We start from the raw sequence: 19,973 nt of genomic DNA, 5'->3' as shown, positions 1-19,973 counted from the left end.
GCGGAGTCACGCTCCGCGCCCGGGGCACCGCTCCCCGTTACCGGCCGCGACCGACGGCGGCGACCGCGGCGTTAGTGACCAAGTCTGCCCGGCCGCGTTGGTATATTCCAGCCGCCACGCGGCCCAGTCGTCGGCGCGATTGCAGCACGCGCCGTTCAGCGATCCGCGCGCAGCGGATTGGCGGCGTGGCGCCAGTTGACCGTCGGCCGCATAGCGGCGATGTCGACCCGGTACTTGTGCTTGTCCGCCACCCGGAACAGCGACTCGATGAGCGTGTTCGACAGCAGGTGCGGCTCCAGCCCCAGCTCGACCAAGCCGGTGTGCCGGACGTTGTAGTAGTGCTCGCCCTGCTCGACCCGCGGGTTGTCCAGGTACTCGACATCGACCGGCCCCTCGTAGCTGTTGGCCACGATCTTGGCGATCTCCCCCACCGAGTACTTCTCGGTCATCTGGTTGAACACCCGGAACTCGCCGCGGTCGGCCGGGTTCTCCGCGGCCAGCCGGATGCATTCGACGGTGTCGCGGATGTCGATCAGGCCGCGGGTCTGGCCGCCGGTGCCGTACACCGTCAGCGGGTGGCCGAGCACGGCCTGGATGACGAACCGGTTGAGCACCGTGCCGAAGATCGCGTCGTAGTCGAACCTGGTCGCCAGCCGGGCGTCGCGCGCGGTCTGCGGGGTTTCCTGCCCGTAGACGACGCCCTGGTTGAGGTCGGTGGCGCGCAGGCCCCAGGCCCGGCAGGCGAACTCGATGTTGTGGCTGTCGTGCACCTTGCTCAGGTGGTAGAACGAGCCGGGCTTCTTCGGGTACAGCATCCGGTCGGTCCGCCCGTTGTGGGTGACCTCCAGCCAGCCTTCCTCGATGTCGATGTCCGGCGTGCCGTACTCGCCCATCGTGCCCAGCTTGACCAGGTGGATCTCCGGGTCGACCTGCTGGATCGCGAACAGCACGTTGAGGTTGCCGATCACGTTGTTCTGCTGCGTGTAGACCGCGTGCCGGCGGTCGATCATCGAGTACGGCGCGGCCCGCTGCTCGGCGAAGTGCACGACCGCGTCGGGCCGGAAGTCCGCGATCATCGCCTCGGTGAACTCGCCGTCGACCAGATCGCCGTAGTAGGACTTGATCGACTTCCCGGAGACCTCGCACCAGGCGTTCAGGCGGACCTGCATGGGCTCGATCGGCACGAGGCTGTCCACGCCCAGCTCGTGGTCGTAGCCCCGGCGGGCGTAGTTGTCCGCGACCGCGACCTCGTGACCGCGGTCGGACAAGTGCAGAGCGGTCGGCCAACCGAGGTAGCCGTCCCCTCCGAGGACGAGGATTCGCACGCCTTAACTCCTCCAGTTCACCCGTTGGATACAAACACCGGGCATGGTCTCATCTCGTGACCGTTCCATGGTCGACTGCCCTTTTCCTTGCCCCGCACTGAGAATCAGCTGAGACCGGACTCGGTATGGTGCGACGGGAGCGAACCGCACCGAACGGAGACCGCATGGCGCAGCAGACCAGCACCAGGAGCCGGTACTGGCGGTTGCTCAGCCGTTTCGCGGCCGCATCGGTGGTGGCCACCGGGATCAGCCAACTGGTCTTCCTGCTGTCCTACTCGCTCGGCGCCACGCCGGTGATGTCGACCGTGCTGGCGTGGCTGTCCGGCGCGATCCCGAACTTCGTGCTCAACCGGCGCACCTGGGGCGGCGGCGAGCGGGCCGCGCTGCGCGGCGAGATCCTCCGCTACGGCGCGATCTCGGTGGGCACCGCGCTGCTCGCAGCGCTCGCCACGCACAACGCCGAAATTCTGGTGAACGAGCTGTTCCCGGACGCCCGTGCTGGGCAGGTCGCCGTCGTCTGGGGCGCGTTCGTCGCGACCTACGCGGTGATGTTCGTAGTCAAGTTCTTCCTGATCGACCGGCTGGTGTTCCGGCGTTCCCGCCACCAGGTGCCGAGCACGACCCGCGCGTAGCGGTAGCCGTAGCGGAAGCTGCCGCCCTTCTTGCTCACCCCGGCCGTGCGCGGCAGCATCCGCATCGGCTGCTCCAGCACCCGGTAGCCGCGGCTGAGCACGCCGACCAGCAGCTCGGACGACTGGTACTGCGGCTGTTCCAGGGTCACCGAGTTGGGCACCTCGGCCCGCATGCCGCGGAACCCGAACGACGTGTCCGTGATGCGCTGCCTGGTCAGCGCGCTGACCAGCCAGGCGAACATGTAGGTGCCGACGCGGCGGATCAGCGCCGGGCGCTCGTTGCTGCCCAGCCGGCGGGATCCCGTTACGAAGTCGGCGCGGTCGTCGATCAGCGGGCGCAGCAGCTTGGGCAGCTCGGCGATGTCGTACTGGCCGTCGGCGTCGGTGGTGACGATGTAGCGCGCCCCGCGCCCGGCCGCCAGGTGGTAGCCGAGCCGCAGCGCGGCGCCCTGCCCGCGGTTGGTGGGGACGACGCAGGTCTGCGCGCCGTGCTTCAGCGCGATCTTGGCGGTGTCGTCGGTCGCGCCGTCGACCACCACCAGCTTGTCCACGTCGAGGCCGCAGCTGTAGGCCAGGATGCCGTCGAGCACCTCGCCGAGCGACTCCTCCTCGTTGTAGGCGGCGATCAGCACGACCACCGGCGCTAACGGCTGGTCGCCGTAGCGCGCGGCGTAGTCCTCCAGCGCCGCCCGGTCCACCTCGCTCGGGAAGGTCGTGGGCATTTCAGCTCTCCTTCGGGGATTCGGGTCGGGCGATCAGGGCGGTCACGCCGAGCGCACCCGCGAGCGGGATCAGGATCAGGCCGGGCAACTGGTAGCGCCAGGAGAATTCCATCGCCGCGGCGGTGCCCAGCACGGTGGTCGCCAGCCCTGCAGGCAGCAGGCACACCGCGCGCAGCCCGGAGCCGCGGGCCCGGCCGACGCCGAGCACCGCGAGCGCAGCGATCACCAGCGCGCCGCCCAGGACGATGCCCGGCGTGTAGCCGCCACCGAGCTGGTAGGCGCGCAGGAATCCGGCCAGCGCCGGGTCGACCGAGAACGTGCCGTCGCCGTACAGCTCCGCCCACTCCGCGACGTACCAGTCGGGGGCGAACATCGGGTAGACCGGCTGGAACTGCCAGCGGTCCAGCGGCACGTCGCCGGGGGTTTGGGTGCGGGTCGGGGCGAATCCCTTGAGGAAGTCGCCGGCCATCCCGCCGAGCACGTCCAGCGGCTGGTGCAGCAGGACCTTGCGGGTGAACGAGCCCTGCGCGGCGGCGACGTCCATGTCCGCGGGCAGGAACTTCACGACGTTCTCCTGGACGTTCCAGAAGTGGATGTAGAAGTCGATCCCGTTGGTGGCGCGGCATTCCAGCGGCTCGTTCGGGCAGACGAGCTTCTCCTGCGGCGTCAGATCCAGGCTCTCGCACTCGGCGACGACGGCGGCGCGGCCGTACAGCGCGCCGCCACCGGAACCGCCGAGGCCCAGCGAACCCGTCCACGTCAGGTTGTACAGCGAGTAGCCGAACACGCCGGCCGCGAACCCGCCGACGAGCGCGCCGGCGGCGATCAGCCGCCGCGGCCAGCCCTCCCGCGGCCGCCAACCGGTGGCCAGCAGCACGAACACCGCGGCGGGAACCACCAGCGTCACGCCCACGACGCGCACCATCACCGCCGCGGCCAGAACGATCCCGGCCAGCGCGGCGAGCCTCGGGCCGGGCGCACCCCACCAGGTCAGCACGTAGATCGCGGCCAGCAGCAGCACCTGGAACAGCAGATCAGACATGATGTTCTGTTCGATCTGCAGCTGGTAGGCGTCCAGCAGCACGGGCGCGGCGGCCAGCGCCGCGAGCCACGTCCGGGCCCCGAAACGCCGCAGCAGCGCGTAAATCCCGATGCCGAGCCCGAGGCCGAGCAGGTGTTGCACCGCCACCACGCAGGTCAGGCCGCCGATCGCCAGCAGCGGCCACAGGAACAGCTCGTAGCCGATCGGGTTGATGCCGCCAGGGAAGAACGCGCCGACATCGTCGAGGTAGCGGAACGAGTCGATGTAGAGCAGCGCGGGCCGGTAGGCCAGCTGCACGACGATCCGCAGGGCCAGCCCGGCGAGCAGGAGCAGCGCCAGCAACCAGTGCCGGCGGAGGGCGCGCGCGAGCGCCGCGCTCATCGCGCCCCGCGGAAGTCCGCCCAGACGGTGCGCAAACCCTCGGTGAGCTCGACGTTCGGGCGGTAGCCGAGTTCCCGCTGCGCCTTGGACACGTCCACGATCACCGCGGGCATCTCGCCGTTCTTGGCCGGCACGTGGGTGACCGGCACGTCTTCGCCGGTGGCCGCGCGAACCGCTTCGATGAGCTCCAGCACCGAAATCGAGCGCCCCGAGCCGATGACCACGGTGCCGGTGTACTGCTTGTCCCACGCGGCGAGCACGCCCTGCACGACGTCGTCGACGTGCACGAAGTCGCGCGACTGCGAGCCGTCGCCGTAAACCTCGACGCCGCTGCCGGCCGCGGCCGCGCGCATCAGCCGCGGGATGAAGCTGTCCTTGTGCGCCATGCCGGGCCCGTAGATGTTGGTGAAGCGCAGCGCGCAGGTCGCCAGCCCGTACGCGCCGGCGTAGCCGGAGAGCAGCATCTCGCACGCCGCCTTGGTGGCGCCGTAGGGCGTGAGCGGGCGCAGCGGCAGCGCCTCGGAGATCGTGCCGCGGCCGATGTCGCCGACGACCGCGTTGGTGGAGGCGAGCACGAAGCGGCCGATGCCGCGAATCCGGGCCAGTTCCAGGAGTTCCTGGGTGACCGCGACGTTGCTGGCGTAGGTCTCGGCGGGCTGGTCCACCGAGCGCAGCACCGAGGTGATCGCGGCCAGGTGGATGATTCCCGCCGTGCCCGCCGGGACCGCCGCCTCCCGCACCGCCGGATCCCGCAGATCGCCCTCGACGTGGGTCAGCAGGTCGCTGCGCAACTCGGCGGGCGGGTCCTGGAGACCGACGGTGGTGACCGGCGTGCCGCGCTCCAGGAAGGCACGAACCACGGCTCTGCCGACGAAACCGGTGCCACCGGTGACGACGACGCGATCGGCCTGGGCAGTGTCTGCATTGGAAGGAGTGGCGCTGCTTGGCACGCGCCCGACTCTAACCGCCGCCGAATTCGCCCCGGTTCACACCCTTCCCACTACCCGGCCAGGAATTCCCGGAGCCCGTTCAGCCCGGTCCGGTAAACGCCGTGCGCGAAGGTCTTGTCCATCTTCTCCTCGTCGGCGGCGTCGGCGTCCCAGTGCGAGTACCACTCGACGAAGCTGTGCCCGGTGTCGGTGATCGGCGCGACCCGGATGGTGGAGCGGTAGCTGCGCACCGGGAACGGGCTTTCCACGAAGTCGTAGGTGTAGCTGCGCTCGACGTCGTCCATCGACATCAGCCGTTCCCGGACCACGCCGCCGTCGGCGAGCGTCAGGTGCCGGACGCAGCCCACCGCGTCCGCGGCGCCGCCGCCCTCGATCTCGCTGCGCTCGATCGCCGCGTGCCACTGCGGCAAGCCGTTGAAGTCGCGCACCACCTGCCACACCTGCTCGGCAGACGCCTCGATCACCGCGCTCGTGTAGGACTTCGCCACCGTTTCCTCCCAGTCCTTGTTTGTAAGCGGCGCAGCCGCTTAGCCCACCCTCGCAACCGGCACCGCCGCGGGTTCACGGTGCCCACCCCTCCGGGGTTCTTCCAGCGAGGACAGCCCCGACGTGGTGAATTGGTCATTCATGATGTCGGGGATCCCACAGCGAGAAGACCGCGGTGACTCCCGCAGGGGGGCCGCCACCCGCACCGCGAAGCAAGCCAACTACTTCCTATCTTCTCAATTGTGTGAAGGCTTTCGTCTGCTCGGTCAGTGCTTGCTCGGTCGGCAGCCGCTCCATGCTGCTCGCGCCGTAGAAGCCGTGGCAGCGCTTGGTCCGGGACAGCACGTACGCGGCGTCTTCCGGCGTCGAGATCGGCCCGCCGTGGCAGAGCACCAGCACGTCGTCGCGCACCTCGGCCGCCGCCTGCGCCCACTCGTCGATCAACGCCACACAGTCGTCCAGCGACTTGGCGGTCTCGGCGCCGATCGCGCCGCCGGTCGTCAGCCCCAGGTGGCACACGACGATGTCCGCGCCCGCCTCGGTCATCGCCCGCGCGTCGGCGCTGGAGAACACGTACGGCGTGGTCAGCAGGTCGGCCTCGCGCGCGGCGGCGACGAGCTCGACCTCCAGGCCGTAGCCCATGCCGGTCTCCTCCAGGTTCGCCCGGAAGGTGCCGTCGATGAGCCCGACGGTCGGGAAGTTCTGGATCCCGGCGAACCCGAGGTCGCGCAGCTCGCCGAGGAACCGGTCGCGCAGCATGAACGGGTCGGTGCCGTTGACGCCGGCCAGCACCGGGGTGTGCCGCACCACCGGCAGCACCTCTCGGGCCATGTCGACGACGATGTCGTTGGCGTTGCCGTAGGCCAGCAGCCCGGCCAGCGAGCCGCGCCCGGCCATCCGGTAGCGGCCCGAGTTGTAGATGACGATCAGGTCGATCCCGCCGGCCTCCTCGCACTTGGCGGACAAGCCGGTGCCCGCGCCGCCGCCGACGATCGGCTCACCGCGCTCGATCTTGGCGCGGAACCGGCGCATCAGTTCGGCCCGGTCGAATCGGCTCATGGTGTCTCCTACCTGGTTCTCTCGGCAGATCCGGCGACCTCCCGGAACGCCGCGACCAGCGCGGCGGCGAACTCCGGATCGTTGACGTTGTGCGGCACCCGCTCGACCCGCCGATCGCCGGTCTGCCGCACCTGGCTCTCCAACGTCTCGAAGAGCACCGCGTCCGCCTCGGGATCGTGGAAGGGCTGCCCCGGCGAGTCCAACATGGACACTCCGCCGACCGGGAGCAGGAACCGCACCGGGCCGTCGCAGGCGTTGAGCTTGGCGGCGATGAACTCGGCGATCCGCCGGCATTCCGCCGCGGACGTGCGCATCAGCGTGACCTGCGGATTGTGCACGTAGAGGTTGCGATCCCGGTACTGCTCCGGAACCGTTTCCAGGGCACCGAAGTTCACCATGTCGAGGGCACCGCACGAGCCGACGTAGGGCACGCCGGTGCGGGCGATGGCGTCCAGCCGCTGCTCCCCCGCACTCATCACGCCGCCGGCGATCAGGTCGCACACCTCGGTGGTGGTGATGTCCGCGACGGCGCGCACCAGGCCGTCGTCGACGAGCTTCTCCATGGCGCGACCGCCGGTTCCGGTCGCGTGGAACACCAGCGGGTCGTAGTCGGCGGCCAGCTGCTCGGCCACCGCCGTCACGCACGGCGTGGTGACGCCGAACATCGACAGCGCGACGGCGGGCTTGTCCTCGACCGCGGGCACCGGGCGCGTCACCGCGCCCAGCAGCGCGTGCGCGGCGTTTCCCAGCACCTGGCGGGAAATCCGGTTCAGCCCGGCGACATCGGTGACCGACGGGAACATCGCGATGTCGGTGGCGTCCACATAGGCCGAAACGTCGCCGGAGGCCACTGTGGACACCATGACCTTGGGCACCCCGACCGGCAACGCGCGCATCGCGGGCGTGATCAGCGCCGTGCCGCCCGAACCACCGAGCCCGATGATCCCGGCGACGTCCCGCGCGGCCAGGAACCGCTCGAACGCCAGGGCCATCGCGGTGACGGCCGAGCCCCGATCGCTGGTGAACACCGCACCGGCCCCGCCCGGGTGGTGCGCGGCCACGTCGGCGGCCGACACGTCGGCGTCGGAGTTCCCGCCGGTGGTGGACAAGTCCACGGTGACCACGGGATGCCCGCCGGCGATCAGCCCGGCGACGTAGCGCAGCTCAGCACCCTTGGTGTCGAAGGTCCCGACGACGTAGGCGCTACCCATTGGCCCTCCGCGGCTCGGAATCGAGTCAACCCCGCGAAACTCTACTGGCGGCGCCGCCCTCACACAGTCGGCAGATCAGGCGACTACTACTCCAGCCGCTTCTGCGCCTCGGCCAGGTTCCTGGTGACCTTCTCGATCGCCCGCTCGAACCCGTCGCTGAGCTTGTCCAGCTCCGTCTCGAACGCCTGCATCGCGTGGTCGGGCTTTCCGGCGGCGTCGTCGAGAGCGGCGTTGACCGCCTCCCGAACGGCGGCCGCGATGGCCGCGACCCCGCTGCCCAGCAGCCGCGGCTCCAGGTGCAGCTCGTCGACCTTCCCGTCGGCACCGACGGTCACCCGCACCGCGCCCCCGGCAGCACTGCCCTCGCCACGGACGTCGTCCGCCATCACGTGCCCTCCCAAGTCCGAACCCTCCACGACCATCTCACAAGACCCATGCACCGCAACACGCTTCGACTCGATCTACGAGAGGCAAAGGGTCACAGGGTCAGCAACTCCAGAAGCTCAGCGTCCTCCGCGAGAAACCGGCGCACCTTTTTCGCCCGATACTCATCGTGACGAGCGAAGTACTCGCGCAGCGCTGTCACCACGATCTCGTGCATCGAGCGGCTCTCTCGTTCGGCAGTTTCACGGAGCTTCGCGTTGTCGTCGCCATTGAGCCGCAAGGTCAGCCCCATGCCTACACACAGTAGCGAGTCCGATGAAACAGCCCCCGGTGCGGACACCGGGGGCTGTCGTCAGGGCAATCGGTCAGTGGCTCTTGCCGTCCTTGCCGAAGAACTTGTTCTTGACCTGGTCGATCTTCTCCTTGTTCTTCGGGTCGGAGGCGTACTTCTTGGCCTGGTCGATCACCTTGCGGCCCTGCTGGCTGCTGGCGAAATCGGCGACCTTCTTGAACAGAGACATCGTCGCTCCCGGCGGTTCGACAGTTACGGCCACCACCAGGCTACCGACAATTCGGTCACGAATCAGCCGAGCACCAGCTGCAAAGTCTGATCGACGCAACCGCACGTTGCGTCAGACAAGCGGCGAAGCCGCTTAGCCCACCCTCGCAGCCTGCACCGCCGCGGGTTCTCAGAGGTCTTCTCGCGAGGACAGCCCCGACGCCGCGTATTGGACATACATAAGTCGGGGATCCCGGAGTCGAGAAGGCCTCTGAGGTTCCGCCACCCGCACCGCTAAGCAGGACGAGCCTGGAAACTGTAGTCAGCCGAGGACGCCGCCGATCGACGCGTGGCCCTTCAGCAGGTTCCGGGCCACGGTGCGGCGCTGGATCTCGTCGGTGCCCTCGAAGATGCGCAGCAGCCGCAGGTCGCGGTACCAGCGCTCGACCGGCAGCTCCTTGGTGTAGCCCATGCCGCCGTGCATCTGCAGCACCCGGTCCACGATCTCGTTGGCGTGGGTGGCGCCGAAGAGCTTGGCCACCGACTGCGCGTGTCGGGAGTCCATGCCCTGGTCGACCTGCCAGGCCGCCTGCAGCACGAGCCAGCGCAGCGCCTCGATCTCCACCGCGGAGTCGGCGATCATCCACTGGATGGCCTGGCGCTCGGCGATCGGCTTGCCAAAGGTCTCGCGGGTCTTGGCGTATTCCATGCCCATCTCGACGAGCCGCTCGCAGGCGCCGAGGGCGTGCGCGGGCAGCAGGTAGCGGCCGCGGCCGATCCACTGCATGGCGAGCTTGAAGCCGTGGCCGACCTCGCCGAGCACGTTGCGCTCCGGGACCCGCACGTTGTCGAACACCAGCGCGGCGGGCTGCCGCTCCCACGGGCCCATGATGTCGATCGGCTCGGACTTCCAGCCCGCGTCGCGGTCGGCCAGGAAGCAGGTGACGCCGCCGTTGGCGCCCTTCTCCCGGTCGGTCACGGCGAAGACCATCACGAAGTCGGCGTCGATGCCGCCGGTGATGAAGGTCTTCTCGCCGTTGATGACCCACTCGTCGCCGTCCTTGACGGCGGTGGTGCGCAGGTTCTTGGCGTCCGAGCCGGCGCCGGGCTCGGTGATCGCGAAGCAGGACTTGCGGGTGCCCTCGATCGTCGGGAGCAGGTAGCGCTCCTTCTGGTCGGCGTTGGCGTAGTAGAGGATGTTGTCGGCGTAGCCGCCGAAGCGGAACGGCACGAAGGTGCGGCCGAGCTCGACCTCGATGAGCGCCGTCATCACCGCCGACAGGCCCATGCCGCCGTACTCCTCGGGCGTCTGCACGCCCCAGAACCCGGCCTGCTTCGCCTTGTCCTGCAGTTCCCGCTGCTCGTCCTTGGTCAAACCGCGCTCCCCGGCCCGCTCGCGGCGCAGCACCTCCGGTTCCAGCGGCACCAGTTCGCGCTGGACGAAGTTGCGCACCCAGTCGCGGATGTCGCGTTCTGTGTCGGACAGCGAGAAGTCGACCATCGCCGGATCCTTTCCTGCGGCCAGCTAACTAACGACGTTAGTTTTGTGGCAGCCTAAGACGGTCTCGGCGACCGCCGCAAGGGATCCGACGAGGAGAAGACGTGCCCAGACCGACCATCCCCCGGCTGTCGCCGGAACGCATCCAGCGGATCGGGCTGGAGATCATCGACGCCGACGGCCTCGAAGCGCTGTCCATGCGGCGGCTGGCCGAACGACTCGGCGTCCGCGCGGCGTCGCTGTACAACCACGTGTCGACCAAGGACGAGCTGCTGCACGAGATCGCCGACGACGTGATGACCGCGGTGGACGTCTCGGGCTTCGAAACGGACTGGACGACCGGCCTGCGCACCTGGGCGCGCTCCTACCGGGCCGCCCTGATCGCCCACCCGAACCTGGTCCCGTTCCTGGCCTACGGCCCGGCCCGCCGGGAGAACGCGCTGCGCAGGGCGGACGCGGTGCACGGCGGCCTGACCCGGGCCGGCTGGCCGCAGCGCTACGCCACGATGATCGGCGCCTCGACGAAGTACCTGGTGGTGGGCTCGGCGATGGGCTCCTTCAGCGGCGGATTCCCGGATGACGCGGCGCTCTACGGCGACCGCTTCCCGCACCTGAACAAGGCCCACCTGCTCCGCGAGCACGCGGCGGAGATCGACGCCGACAGCTTCGAGCTGGCCCTGGCGGCCCTCGTCGACGGCTTGGAGAAGCAGTACCGCGAGCTCACCGCCTGACGCCCGCCCGAGATCACTCACCCTCCCGGTTGACGTGGGTCACGCCGGTTCGTAGCGTCCTCTTCGCACAACCGAATACCGCGCCTACGACGTCGTGCGGGAGAGACTCCGGCCCGGTCCGGGACTGGAGCGCCGAAGGAGCAATTCTCCCCAGCAAACTCTCAGGCACCGGCACCGCACGGCACCAGGCGAACACGGAGAAAAGCAGAAGCAGGCGCTTCTCGCCCACGGTGCAAGCCGTCCCTCGGGGCGGCGAAACTCTCAGGCCAATGACTCCGGGGAGACCGCCCGACCAGCGCAAGCCCGCGCAGGTCGGGGTCGAGGTGCCCCCGATAAGGTTGGACTCAGTGAGCTGACCGGCCCTCGACTGCCGACCGGCGCCCACCAGGAGGAGTCTCACCATGTCGTCGCCACGACAGACGCCCTTGCACCACGTGCACGAAGCCCTAGGGGCGACGTTCACCGAGTTCGCCGGCTGGCGGATGCCACTGCGCTACTCGGGCGACACCGCCGAGCACAACGCGGTGCGCAACGGCGCCGGGCTGTTCGACCTGACCCACATGGGCGAGATCCGGATCAGCGGGCCGCAGGCCGCCGAGGCGCTGGACTACGCGCTGGTCGCGAACGCGTCCGCGATCAAGCCCGGCCGCGCCCGCTACACGATGATCTGCAACGCCACCGGCGGCGTGCTCGACGACCTGATCGTCTACCGGCTCGGCGAGCAGGAGTTCCTGGTGGTGGCCAACGCGGCGAACGCCGCCGTGGTCTCCGCCGAGCTGGCCGAGCGCATCGGCGGCTTCGACGCCGAGCATCGGGACGTCTCCGACGACTACGCGCTGATCGCGGTGCAGGGCCCGAACGCGGTCGCCATCCTCGCGCCGCTGACCGACACCGACCTCGCCGAGGTCAAGTACTACGCGGGCTACCGCAGCCGGGTCGCGGGCAAGGACGTGCTGCTGGCGCGCACCGGTTACACCGGCGAGGACGGCTTCGAGCTGTTCACCGCGCCCGGCGACGCCGAGGCGGTCTGGCAGGCGCTGACCGAGTCCGGTGCTTCGCACGGCCTGCAGCCCGCCGGGTTGTCCTGCCGCGACACGCTGCGGCTGGAGGCCGGCATGCCGCTGTACGGCAACGAGCTGTCCGCCGAGCTCACGCCCTTCCAAGCCAACCTCGGCCGGGTGGTCAAGCTGGACAAGGCCGGCGACTTCGTCGGCAAGGACGCGCTGGCCGCCGCGGCGGAGAAGCCCACCGAGCGCACGCTGGTCGGGTTGAGCACCGAGCAGCGCCGGGCGCCCCGGCACGGCTACCGCGTGCTGGACGCCGACGGCGCCGAGATCGGCGTCGTGACCAGCGGCGCCCCGTCCCCGACGCTCGGCCACCCGATCGGGATGGCCTACGTGGACCGCGACCACAGCGAACCCGGCACGCAGCTGCAGGTCGACATCCGCGGCAAGGCCGTCGCGGTGCAGGTCGTCGAGCTGCCGTTCTACCGCCGCAATGCCTGAAGAGAAATACACAGGAGGCAACACCATGTCGACACCGGACCTGTTCAACGACCAGCTGGCCGCGGTGGACCCCGAGGTGGCGGCGGCGGTCGACGCCGAGCTCAACCGCCAGCAGACCACGCTGGAGATGATCGCCTCGGAGAACTTCGCACCGCAGGCCGTCCTTGAGGCGCAGGGCTCGGTGCTGACCAACAAGTACGCCGAGGGCTACCCGGGCCGCCGCTACTACGGCGGCTGCGAGCACGTCGACGTCGTCGAGCAGCTGGCCATCGACCGGGTCAAGGAGCTCTTCGGGGCGTCCTTCGCCAACGTGCAGCCGCACTCCGGCGCGCAGGCCAACGCGGCGGCGATGTTCGCGCTGCTCAAGCCGGGCGACACGATCATGGGCCTGGACCTGGCGCACGGCGGTCACCTGACCCACGGCATGCGGATCAACTTCTCCGGCAAGCTCTACAACGTGGTGCCCTACCACGTGCGCGAGGACGACCACCGCGTCGACATGGACGAGGTCGCCAAGCTCGCGCGGGAGTCCAAGCCGCAGCTGATCATCGCCGGTTGGTCGGCGTACCCGCGGCAGCTGGACTTCAAGCGGTTCCGGGAGATCGCCGACGAGGTCGGCGCCTACCTGATGGTCGACATGGCGCACTTCGCCGGCCTGGTGGCCGCCGGACTGCACCCGAGCCCGGTGCCGCACGCCCACGTCGTCACCACCACCACGCACAAGACGCTCGGCGGTCCGCGTGGTGGCGTGATCCTGTCGGCGGACACGGAGTTCGCGAAGAAGTTCAACTCGGCGGTGTTCCCGGGCCAGCAGGGCGGGCCGCTGGAGCACGTGATCGCCGGCAAGGCGGTGTCGTTCAAGGTCGCCGCGTCGCCGGAGTTCGCCGACCGGCAGCGCCGCACCGTGGAGGGCGCGCAGATCCTGGCCGAGCGGCTGCTCGCCGACGACGCCGCCAAGGCCGGCGTGCAGCTGGTCTCCGGCGGCACCGACGTGCACCTGGTGCTGGTGGACCTGCGGGACTCCGAGCTCGACGGCAAGCAGGCCGAGGACCGGCTCCACGAGATCGGCATCACGGTCAACCGCAACGCGGTGCCCAACGACCCGCGGCCGCCGATGGTGACCTCCGGGCTGCGCATCGGCACCCCGGCGCTGGCCACCCGCGGCTTCGGCAAGGAGGACTTCACCGAGGTCGCCGACATCATCGCCGAGGCCCTCAAGCCCGGCTTCGACGAGGCGGCGAGCGCCAAGCTCCGCGAGCGGGTGGAGGCCCTGGCCGCCAAGCACCCGCTGTACCCGAACCTCTGATATGTGATCCGCTGGAACGCCGCATTTCGGTCCGCATTGACCGAAATGCGGCGTTTCACGTTTTGTGTCCTATGTGGACAATGTTGGAACTGGGAAAAGGCTCGATTTCAACTGCGTCGAATCGCTTGCCAGCACCGGCCGGATGCCGGATTATCTGCGCAGCTTCAGCGAAACACGCTGGCGATTAAGGAGTCCACTTCGATGAGCCAACCAGTGGCCGAGGAGTACCGGAAGGATCTGAGTACCCGGCACATCAACATGATCGCGATCGGCGGGGCGATCGGGGTCGGGCTGTTCCTCGGTTCCGGCAAGGCGCTGCACCAGGTCGGCCCCGGCCTGATCCTGATCTACGCGATCGCCGGGTTGATGATCTTCTTCGTGATGCGCGCGCTCGGCGAGCTGCTGATGTACCGCCCGGTGAGCGGATCGTTCGCGGAGTACGCGGGCGAATTCGTCGGCCCGTGGGCGAAGTTCGCGGTGGGCTGGGGGTACTGGCTGGTCTGGATCGTCACCGGCATGGCCGAGATCACCGCGGTCGGCAAGTACTTCCAGTTCTGGTTCCCCACCGTCCCGCAGTGGATTCCCGCCCTGGGAGCGCTGATCGTGCTCTCCGGCGTGAACCTGATCGCGGTCAAGCTCTTCGGTGAGTTCGAGTTCTGGTTCGCCCTGATCAAGGTGCTGGCCATCATCGGCCTGATCGTGCTCGCCGCCGCGATCCTGGTGTTCGGCTTCAGCGACCTCGGCGACACCGCCTCGCTGAGCAACATCTGGTCCCACGGCGGGCTGTTCCCCAACGGCGCGGCGTCGTCGCTGCTGGCGTTCCAGATCGTCATGTTCGCCTTCGTTGGCGTGGAGATGGTCGGCCAGACCGCCAGCGAGAGCAAGAACCCGCAGAAGGTCCTGCCCCGGGCGATCAACTCGGTGATGTGGCGGATCCTGATCTTCTACGTCGGCGCGCTGATCGCATTGACCGCGCTGGTCCCGTGGACGCAGTTCCCGACCAGTGGCAGCCCGTTCGTGCACGCCTTCACCCTGATCGGCATCCCGGCCGCCGCCGGTGTGATCAACTTCGTGGTCACCACCGCCGCGCTGTCGTCCTGCAACAGCGGCATCTACTCCACCGCGCGAATGCTGCGCACCCTGTCGGAGGACCGCCAGGCGCCGCGCTCGGTGGGACGGCTCAGCGGCCGGGCGGTGCCCGCGCGGGCCATCGGGATCACGTTCTGCGCGATGCTGATCGGCGTGGTGCTCAACTACTTCGTGCCGGAGCAGGCGTTCACCTACATCACCAGTGCCAGCACCGCCGGTGCCATCTTCACCTGGGGCATGATCGTGATCGCGCACCTGGTCTACCGGCGCAAGGTCGCCCGCGGCGAACTCCCGGCCGGGCCGTTCCGGATGCCGTTCGCGCCCTACTCGAACTACGTGGTGCTGGCCTTCCTCGCGTTCGTCGTGGTGCTGCTGGCCTTCGACGCGGAAACCCGGATCGCGCTGTACATCACGCCCGTGCTCGCGATCGCAATGGTGATCGGCTACCTCGCCGTGCGCAACAAGCAGCCGCAGCAGGAATCCGTGAACAGGTGAACATCGCCTGATCAGGATTCCAGGTAGTGCAGGACGGCGAGGACCCGGCGGCTGTAGCCGGTGGCGCGGGCGAGGTCGAGCTTGTCGAAGATCGCGTTCGCGTGCTTCTCCACCGCGCTCTGCGAGATGTGCAGGTGGGCGGCGATGCCCGCGTTGGTGCGGCCCTGGGCCATCTGTTCGAGGACGTCGCGTTCGCGGGGCGTCAGCAGTGACTGCGGATCGCGGTCGCTGCCGGACAGCAGGCGCCGCACCACCTCCGGGTCGAACGCCACTCCCCCGTCTGCCACCCGCTGGAGGGCGTCGAGGAACTCGTCGACCTGCACCACCCGGTCCTTGAGGAGATAGCCAACGCGCGCGGTGTCGCCGGTGAGCAGCTCGACCGCGTAGCGCTTCTCCACGTACTGCGAGAGCACCAGCACACCGACGTCGGGGAACCGGCGCCGGATCTCCAGCGCGGCGCGCAGGCCGTCGTCGGTGTGCGTGGGCGGCATGCGGACGTCGACGACGGCCACGTCCGGCTTCCGCGCCGCCACCTCCGCGAGCAGGCTCGGCGCGTCGCCGACCGCGGCCACCACGTCGTGCCCCTCCTCTGCCAGCAGGCGCACCAGGCCTTCCCGCAGCAGGGTTGAATCGTCGGCCAGGATCACCCGCACGGCAGCTCCGCGATGATGATCGTCGGGCCACCGACGGGACTGTCCACTGTGAACTTCCCGTCCAGCGCCGCGACGCGCCGGGCCAGGCCGGAAAGCCCGGCGCCGCGCACCGATGCGCCTCCGGCGCCGTCGTCGTCCACTCGAACCACCAGCCACCCCGCTTCCCGATCCACCCGGACGGTGACGATACCCGCGCCCGAGTGCTTGGCCGCGTTCGTCACGGCCTCCGAAACCACGAAGTACGCCACGGCCTCGACCTCCACCGCCGGCCGCTGCGCCACGTCGTACTGCAGCTCGACCGGCATCCCGGCGCGCTCCACCAGCGCCGCCAAGGCCGGTTGCAGGCCCCCGGCGTCCAGCGCGGCCGGGTACACCCGCCACGCGACATCGCGGAAATCCCTGAGTATTTCCTGGGATTCCTCGTGCGCCTGGCGCAGCAGCCCGGCGGCCCGGTCGCCGTCGCCGGCGCGCCGGGCCCGGCCGATCAGCATGCCCAGCGCCACCAGCCGCTGCTGCACGCCGTCGTGCAGGTCGCGTTCGATGCGGCGGCGCTCCTCGTGGATCGCGGCGACCACATCGGAGCGCGTGGTGGAAAGCTGTTCCACCCGTTGCCGGAGCTGTTCGGCACGGTCCGGCTCCAGGAAGCGCCCGCCGAGCGCGCGATCCATGACCGCGACGCCCGCGAGCCCGGTCAACGCCAGAAACCCGAGCACCGAGCAGAAGACCACCAGGTAGACCGTGAGCCAGAACTTCTCGATGGCGGTGCGGCCTTCCAGCGGATTCGTGGAGACCCACAGGTCGCGGAGTTCGACCGGCACGCCGACCGCGCCGTAGACGATCAGGAACAGCACGATCCCACCGAGCAGCCCGGCCGCGCAGCGAACCGCCAGATACCGCAGCGCCCGAGCGCCGTCGGGTCGACCCGCATGGCTGCTGTCCAGGTACTTCGCCAACCGCCGACGTTCGAGCTCGGTCAGCGCCTGCGCCCCGGCGAACGACAGCGAGGCGACTCGCGGTCTCAGCCGGGGAAGGATCAGCACCCCGGTCAGCGCCAGACCCGCCGACAGCACGAAGACAAGTTCCACCAGCGCCGTGCAGGCACCGAGCACGACACCGAGGAGCACTCGCAGCCATCGACGCATGATCCGAGCCTAACCACGGCGACAACCTGCGGTTTTCCACACCCGCCCAGTGCGGATCGCCCCAGGGAAGTCGGCGGGAATCCGCATTCCGCACGGCGCTGCGGATTTCTAGCGTTCGGATCATGAACTTCCTCGCGCAGCCCGGTGATGCAGCAGCCCAGACCGACGGCCTGATCGGCTGGATCACGGGGCTCATGGAAACCATCGGCGGCCCCGGCGCGGGGCTGGCGGTGGCACTGGAGAACCTGTTCCCGCCCATCCCCAGCGAGGTGATCCTGCCGCTGGCCGGGTTCGCCGCGAGCCGGGGCACGATGAGCCTGCCCGGCGCGATCCTGTGGACCACGCTCGGTTCGCTGGTCGGCGCGGTCGTGCTGTACTACCTCGGCGCGTGGCTGGGCCGCGACCGCACCCGAACGATCGCGGCGAAGCTGCCGCTGGTCAAGGTGTCCGATGTGGACCGGACCGAGGCGTGGTTCGCCAGGCACGGGACGAAGGCGGTGTTCCTGGGCCGGATGGTGCCGATCTTCCGCAGCTTCATCTCGCTGCCCGCCGGGGTGAAGCGGATGCCGATGCCGGCCTTCCTGGTGCTGACCGCGCTCGGCAGCCTGATCTGGAACACCGCGCTGGTGCTCGCCGGCTACCTGCTCGGGCAGAGCTGGTGGATCGTCGAGTCGTACGTGGGGATCTTCCAGAAGGTCGTCATCGTCGCGGTGGTCGTCGCGGTCGTCTGGTTCGTGGCCGCGCGGATCGTCCGGATGCGCAAGGCCCGGGCGTGATTCAGGATTCCAGCTCGGCGCGCAGCCACTCGTGGAACTCGCCGATGTGGTGTTCCGAGAGCATCAGGACGCCGCCGTCGGCGTAGGCGCGGGAGCTCATCGCCGTGTTCTTGAAGAAGCCGAAGCCCTCGTGCGAGAAGTCGGTGCTGGTCAGCGGCGAGGACGGTGACGTCGGCCCAGCCGCGTTCGGTGAGCTCGTCGGCGATGGAGCAGCCGACGATTCCGGCTCCGATGACGACCACGCGGGGTTGGTTGCCCATGAGGCCTCCTGAGTGGGTGCATCGACGCCGGTGGCACGGGCGCCCCGGCTCCAGAAGCAGCAGGGGATTTTGTTCCGCTATGCGCGCCGAGTTTCGTTGAGAGCAACACCGTCGCCGCTGGCGCCGGGGGCCGTCAAGAGCGCGAGGCAGGTTTTTCGGCCGTGTAACACGAATGGAGGCCGCACACGATGTGTCGACCGAACCCCTTGACGCAGCCTGGATCAAAGCCGCACATTGTTGCGCATCGCACTCCGTGTTCTGGATAGCGCAACGGAGGTCCAAATGTTCGAAGCCTGCCAAATGTCCGATCTGCCGCCCGGCGAGTCCGTCCGCATCGAGGCGCACGTCCCGATCGCGGTGTTCAACGTGGAAGGCGATCTCTACGCCATCGACGACACCTGCACCCACCAGGACGCCTCGCTGTCGGAGGGCTGGGTGGAGGACTGCCGGGTCGAGTGCCCGCTGCACGCGGCGGCGTTCGACCTGCGCACCGGCCTGCCGTGCGGGCTACCGGCGAAGCGCCCGGTGCGGACCTATCCGGTGCAGGTCGCGGAGGGAATGGTCTACGTCGAGACCGAAGCGCAAGAGGTCGCATGAGGACGGTCGCGATCGTCGGAGCGTCCCTGGCCGGCTGGCGAGCGGCGCGATGAACAACCCGAAGCTGTTCACCAAGCACCGCAGACAACTAACCGCAAAGCCCACAACACCGGTCGACTGACTACAAGCCGACTCCACCGCATTCGGGCGTCACGAATCGCCCGCCGGGCCCCGTGGTGCGGGAATGAGCTCCCGGAGGTGTTCGCGGTGCCGGGCGGGTAGTGCTGTGTCGCCTGGTCTGGGTGTTCGTTTGAGGTCCACTGTGGGCGGTGGGATGAACTCGGGCCGCCCGTCACGCATGGCGATGTCCCATCTTTGGTTGTGAAGCGTGCGGTGGTGGTGTCCGCAGAGCATGACCATGTTGTCCAGGTCGGTTGCGCCGCCGTCGACCCAGTGTTGGACGTGGTGTGCTTCCGGAGTTCCCGGAGGTCGGTCGCATCCGGGGAAGGCACACACGCCATCACGTCGAAGCAACGCGACTCGAATGTGCGTGGGCGCGGTTCGCTTAGCCCTGCCGACATCCAGCGGAAGACTGTCACCGCCAAGCACCATCGGGAGGATTTCGGCGTCGCAGGCGATGCGGCGGGCGTTCTGTGCGGTGATGGCGCGTTCGGTGTTCAACGTGCCAGGCATACCGTACTCGTCGACGAACCCCAAGTTCCGCTTCAGGTCGTCGAAGTCGATGGCGATGGTCATCTGCGGTCGCTGCCCACCCGTGCGCGGCATCCCGTCGTGATCCAACGTCAAATCCAGCAACGCGGAGAATCCGTCGGCATTCCGCTGTCCGACGGTGCGCGGGTCTTTCTCCCCGTCGATCTCGGGGCGGGGTGCGGCGAGGGGCTCGATCAACGCGGCGAACTTCGCGCCGGTTTCCCGGTCGAGGCGGGCTTTGATGATGGTCATGCCGTCCCGGGTGGTCGCGTAGTGGAGTTCTCGTGCTTCGTGTTGGGTTTCTTCGTCGTTGTAGGCTCCGTCTTGGTCGAGGAGGTAGCGGATGCGTTCGGCGAGTTTCTCCAGCTCGCGCGGTGACATCGTGCGCGCATACCCCGCGAGAGTCGCTTCGACCTCGCTGACTTGGTGGCAGCGGGCGTATTCGGGCAACCGGCGAACACCGTTGACGATGACGCGTGCGTGCTCCAGCCCGATCGCACCCTCGGACAAAGCGGCAGCGGTGTGAGGCAGGTCGGCGGGCATGAGCTCGCCGTGCAGGGTGTGCCGGTCCTCAACAGT

General features: G+C 69.0%; 21 protein-coding genes, 1 pseudogene and 2 riboswitches. Of the genes and pseudogenes, 7 read left to right on the top strand and 15 right to left on the bottom strand.

From position 1 onward, the window contains the following. Positions 1 to 155: 155 nt before the first annotated feature. Positions 156 to 1,325, bottom strand: a complete 1,170-nt coding sequence (locus AB0I53_RS14860; RefSeq protein WP_358602001.1) for an NAD-dependent epimerase/dehydratase family protein — start codon at positions 1,323 to 1,325, stop codon at positions 156 to 158. Between the two features lie 164 nt (positions 1,326 to 1,489). Between AB0I53_RS14860 and AB0I53_RS14855 the strand changes: the two genes are divergently transcribed. Further along, positions 1,490 to 1,957, top strand: a complete 468-nt coding sequence (locus AB0I53_RS14855) for a GtrA family protein (RefSeq protein WP_358601998.1) — start codon at positions 1,490 to 1,492, stop codon at positions 1,955 to 1,957. Here AB0I53_RS14855 and AB0I53_RS14850 read toward each other — a convergent pair. The 10 genes from AB0I53_RS14850 to AB0I53_RS14805 form a co-directional block, all read right to left on the bottom strand. Then, positions 1,864 to 2,679 carry a glycosyltransferase family 2 protein gene (locus AB0I53_RS14850; RefSeq protein ID WP_358601995.1) on the bottom strand — a complete coding sequence of 272 codons (816 nt, stop codon included), beginning with the start codon at positions 2,677 to 2,679 and terminating at the stop codon, positions 1,864 to 1,866. The two genes, AB0I53_RS14855 and AB0I53_RS14850, sit on opposite strands and share 94 nt — an antisense overlap. Position 2,680: 1 nt before the next feature. Next, positions 2,681 to 4,102, bottom strand: a complete 1,422-nt coding sequence (locus tag AB0I53_RS14845) for a phospholipid carrier-dependent glycosyltransferase (RefSeq protein ID WP_358601992.1) — start codon at positions 4,100 to 4,102, stop codon at positions 2,681 to 2,683. Then, a complete protein-coding gene (locus AB0I53_RS14840; RefSeq protein ID WP_358601990.1) occupies positions 4,099 to 5,052 on the bottom strand; it encodes an NAD-dependent epimerase/dehydratase family protein in 954 nt (317 codons plus the stop codon). The genes AB0I53_RS14845 and AB0I53_RS14840 overlap by 4 nt, the downstream gene beginning before the upstream one ends. Before the next feature lie 50 nt (positions 5,053 to 5,102). Further along, complete coding sequence (locus AB0I53_RS14835; protein ID WP_358601987.1) at positions 5,103 to 5,540, bottom strand: SRPBCC family protein; 438 nt, start codon at positions 5,538 to 5,540, stop codon at positions 5,103 to 5,105. 226 nt (positions 5,541 to 5,766) lie between these two features. Beyond that, positions 5,767 to 6,597 carry a phosphoenolpyruvate hydrolase family protein gene (locus tag AB0I53_RS14830; RefSeq protein ID WP_358601984.1) on the bottom strand — a complete coding sequence of 277 codons (831 nt, stop codon included), beginning with the start codon at positions 6,595 to 6,597 and terminating at the stop codon, positions 5,767 to 5,769. Positions 6,598 to 6,605: 8 nt separating this feature from the next. Further along, on the bottom strand, positions 6,606 to 7,808 hold the full coding sequence (locus AB0I53_RS14825) for a Tm-1-like ATP-binding domain-containing protein (protein ID WP_358601981.1): 1,203 nt from the start codon (positions 7,806 to 7,808) through the stop codon (positions 6,606 to 6,608). 86 nt (positions 7,809 to 7,894) lie between these two features. After that, positions 7,895 to 8,194, bottom strand: a complete 300-nt coding sequence (locus tag AB0I53_RS14820; RefSeq protein WP_358601978.1) for a YbaB/EbfC family nucleoid-associated protein — start codon at positions 8,192 to 8,194, stop codon at positions 7,895 to 7,897. Between the two features lie 92 nt (positions 8,195 to 8,286). Next, entirely contained in the window at positions 8,287 to 8,484 is a 198-nt protein-coding gene (locus AB0I53_RS14815; RefSeq protein ID WP_358601975.1) for a hypothetical protein, read from the bottom strand. A 73-nt stretch (positions 8,485 to 8,557) separates the two neighbouring features. Next, positions 8,558 to 8,713: a hypothetical protein gene (locus tag AB0I53_RS14810; RefSeq protein WP_358601972.1), complete on the bottom strand. Its 156-nt coding sequence runs from the start codon at positions 8,711 to 8,713 to the stop codon at positions 8,558 to 8,560. A gap of 300 nt (positions 8,714 to 9,013) precedes the next feature. After that, positions 9,014 to 10,192, bottom strand: coding sequence for an acyl-CoA dehydrogenase family protein (locus tag AB0I53_RS14805; RefSeq protein WP_358601969.1), 1,179 nt, complete (start codon positions 10,190 to 10,192; stop codon positions 9,014 to 9,016). 101 nt (positions 10,193 to 10,293) lie between these two features. On the opposite strand from AB0I53_RS14805, the gene AB0I53_RS14800 reads away from it, so the two are divergent. The 4 genes from AB0I53_RS14800 to AB0I53_RS14785 all read left to right on the top strand — a co-directional run bounded on the left by AB0I53_RS14800 (position 10,294) and on the right by AB0I53_RS14785 (position 15,315). Then, positions 10,294 to 10,920, top strand: coding sequence for a TetR/AcrR family transcriptional regulator (locus AB0I53_RS14800; protein ID WP_358601967.1), 627 nt, complete (start codon positions 10,294 to 10,296; stop codon positions 10,918 to 10,920). 87 nt (positions 10,921 to 11,007) lie between these two features. Then, a riboswitch (glycine riboswitch) is annotated at positions 11,008 to 11,107 on the top strand. Further along, a riboswitch (glycine riboswitch) is annotated at positions 11,108 to 11,206 on the top strand. Between the two features lie 115 nt (positions 11,207 to 11,321). Next, complete coding sequence (gene gcvT / locus AB0I53_RS14795) at positions 11,322 to 12,425, top strand: glycine cleavage system aminomethyltransferase GcvT (protein WP_358601964.1); 1,104 nt, start codon at positions 11,322 to 11,324, stop codon at positions 12,423 to 12,425. A gap of 25 nt (positions 12,426 to 12,450) precedes the next feature. Then, complete coding sequence (glyA, locus tag AB0I53_RS14790) at positions 12,451 to 13,731, top strand: serine hydroxymethyltransferase (RefSeq protein ID WP_358601961.1); 1,281 nt, start codon at positions 12,451 to 12,453, stop codon at positions 13,729 to 13,731. Positions 13,732 to 13,932: 201 nt separating this feature from the next. Further along, the gene (locus AB0I53_RS14785; RefSeq protein WP_358601958.1) at positions 13,933 to 15,315 is read left to right on the top strand and encodes an amino acid permease; all 1,383 of its coding nucleotides are present in this window, start codon (positions 13,933 to 13,935) and stop codon (positions 15,313 to 15,315) included. Between the two features lie 11 nt (positions 15,316 to 15,326). Here the strand turns inward: AB0I53_RS14785 and AB0I53_RS14780 are convergent, their stop codons facing one another. Both AB0I53_RS14780 and AB0I53_RS14775 read right to left on the bottom strand, forming a co-directional pair. Further along, complete coding sequence (locus tag AB0I53_RS14780) at positions 15,327 to 15,968, bottom strand: response regulator transcription factor (RefSeq protein WP_358601955.1); 642 nt, start codon at positions 15,966 to 15,968, stop codon at positions 15,327 to 15,329. Continuing rightward, positions 15,959 to 17,110: a histidine kinase gene (locus AB0I53_RS14775; protein WP_358601952.1), complete on the bottom strand. Its 1,152-nt coding sequence runs from the start codon at positions 17,108 to 17,110 to the stop codon at positions 15,959 to 15,961. Before AB0I53_RS14775 ends, AB0I53_RS14780 begins: the two co-directional genes overlap by 10 nt. 122 nt (positions 17,111 to 17,232) lie before the next feature. On the opposite strand from AB0I53_RS14775, the gene AB0I53_RS14770 reads away from it, so the two are divergent. Beyond that, on the top strand, positions 17,233 to 17,886 hold the full coding sequence (locus AB0I53_RS14770; RefSeq protein WP_358601949.1) for a DedA family protein: 654 nt from the start codon (positions 17,233 to 17,235) through the stop codon (positions 17,884 to 17,886). Positions 17,887 to 18,077: 191 nt separating this feature from the next. Here the strand turns inward: AB0I53_RS14770 and AB0I53_RS14765 are convergent. Beyond that, positions 18,078 to 18,146, bottom strand: a pseudogene (locus tag AB0I53_RS14765) (hypothetical protein); the annotation flags it as partial. Positions 18,147 to 18,428: 282 nt separating this feature from the next. Here AB0I53_RS14765 and AB0I53_RS14760 point away from each other — a divergent pair. Then, positions 18,429 to 18,743, top strand: coding sequence for a bifunctional 3-phenylpropionate/cinnamic acid dioxygenase ferredoxin subunit (locus AB0I53_RS14760; RefSeq protein ID WP_358601947.1), 315 nt, complete (start codon positions 18,429 to 18,431; stop codon positions 18,741 to 18,743). A gap of 150 nt (positions 18,744 to 18,893) precedes the next feature. Here AB0I53_RS14760 and AB0I53_RS14755 read toward each other — a convergent pair. Further along, the coding region (locus AB0I53_RS14755) for a DUF222 domain-containing protein (RefSeq protein ID WP_358601944.1) at positions 18,894 to 19,973 on the bottom strand (1,080 nt) is incomplete at its 5' end.

The sequence above is a fragment of the Saccharopolyspora sp. NPDC050389 genome, assembly GCF_040655595.1.
Taxonomy (GTDB): domain Bacteria; phylum Actinomycetota; class Actinomycetes; order Mycobacteriales; family Pseudonocardiaceae; genus Saccharopolyspora.
This window is presented reverse-complemented; position numbering and strand designations above follow the sequence as displayed.

Bases quoted from the DNA above. Each gene is read 5' to 3' on its own strand.
- AB0I53_RS14830 (WP_358601984.1), bottom strand. From the start codon at position 6,597: ATGAGCCGATTCGACCGGGCCGAACTGATGCGCCGGTTCCGCGCCAAG.
- AB0I53_RS14855 (WP_358601998.1), top strand. From the start codon at position 1,490: ATGGCGCAGCAGACCAGCACCAGGAGCCGGTACTGGCGGTTGCTCAGC.
- AB0I53_RS14815 (WP_358601975.1), bottom strand. From the start codon at position 8,484: ATGGGGCTGACCTTGCGGCTCAATGGCGACGACAACGCGAAGCTCCGT.
- AB0I53_RS14760 (WP_358601947.1), top strand. From the start codon at position 18,429: ATGTTCGAAGCCTGCCAAATGTCCGATCTGCCGCCCGGCGAGTCCGTC.
- AB0I53_RS14805 (WP_358601969.1), bottom strand. From the start codon at position 10,192: ATGGTCGACTTCTCGCTGTCCGACACAGAACGCGACATCCGCGACTGG.
- AB0I53_RS14770 (WP_358601949.1), top strand. From the start codon at position 17,233: ATGAACTTCCTCGCGCAGCCCGGTGATGCAGCAGCCCAGACCGACGGC.
- gcvT (WP_358601964.1), top strand. From the start codon at position 11,322: ATGTCGTCGCCACGACAGACGCCCTTGCACCACGTGCACGAAGCCCTA.
- AB0I53_RS14850 (WP_358601995.1), bottom strand. From the start codon at position 2,679: ATGCCCACGACCTTCCCGAGCGAGGTGGACCGGGCGGCGCTGGAGGAC.
- AB0I53_RS14775 (WP_358601952.1), bottom strand. From the start codon at position 17,110: ATGCGTCGATGGCTGCGAGTGCTCCTCGGTGTCGTGCTCGGTGCCTGC.
- AB0I53_RS14820 (WP_358601978.1), bottom strand. From the start codon at position 8,194: ATGGCGGACGACGTCCGTGGCGAGGGCAGTGCTGCCGGGGGCGCGGTG.
- AB0I53_RS14845 (WP_358601992.1), bottom strand. From the start codon at position 4,102: ATGAGCGCGGCGCTCGCGCGCGCCCTCCGCCGGCACTGGTTGCTGGCG.
- AB0I53_RS14785 (WP_358601958.1), top strand. From the start codon at position 13,933: ATGAGCCAACCAGTGGCCGAGGAGTACCGGAAGGATCTGAGTACCCGG.
- AB0I53_RS14810 (WP_358601972.1), bottom strand. From the start codon at position 8,713: ATGTCTCTGTTCAAGAAGGTCGCCGATTTCGCCAGCAGCCAGCAGGGC.
- AB0I53_RS14825 (WP_358601981.1), bottom strand. From the start codon at position 7,808: ATGGGTAGCGCCTACGTCGTCGGGACCTTCGACACCAAGGGTGCTGAG.
- glyA (WP_358601961.1), top strand. From the start codon at position 12,451: ATGTCGACACCGGACCTGTTCAACGACCAGCTGGCCGCGGTGGACCCC.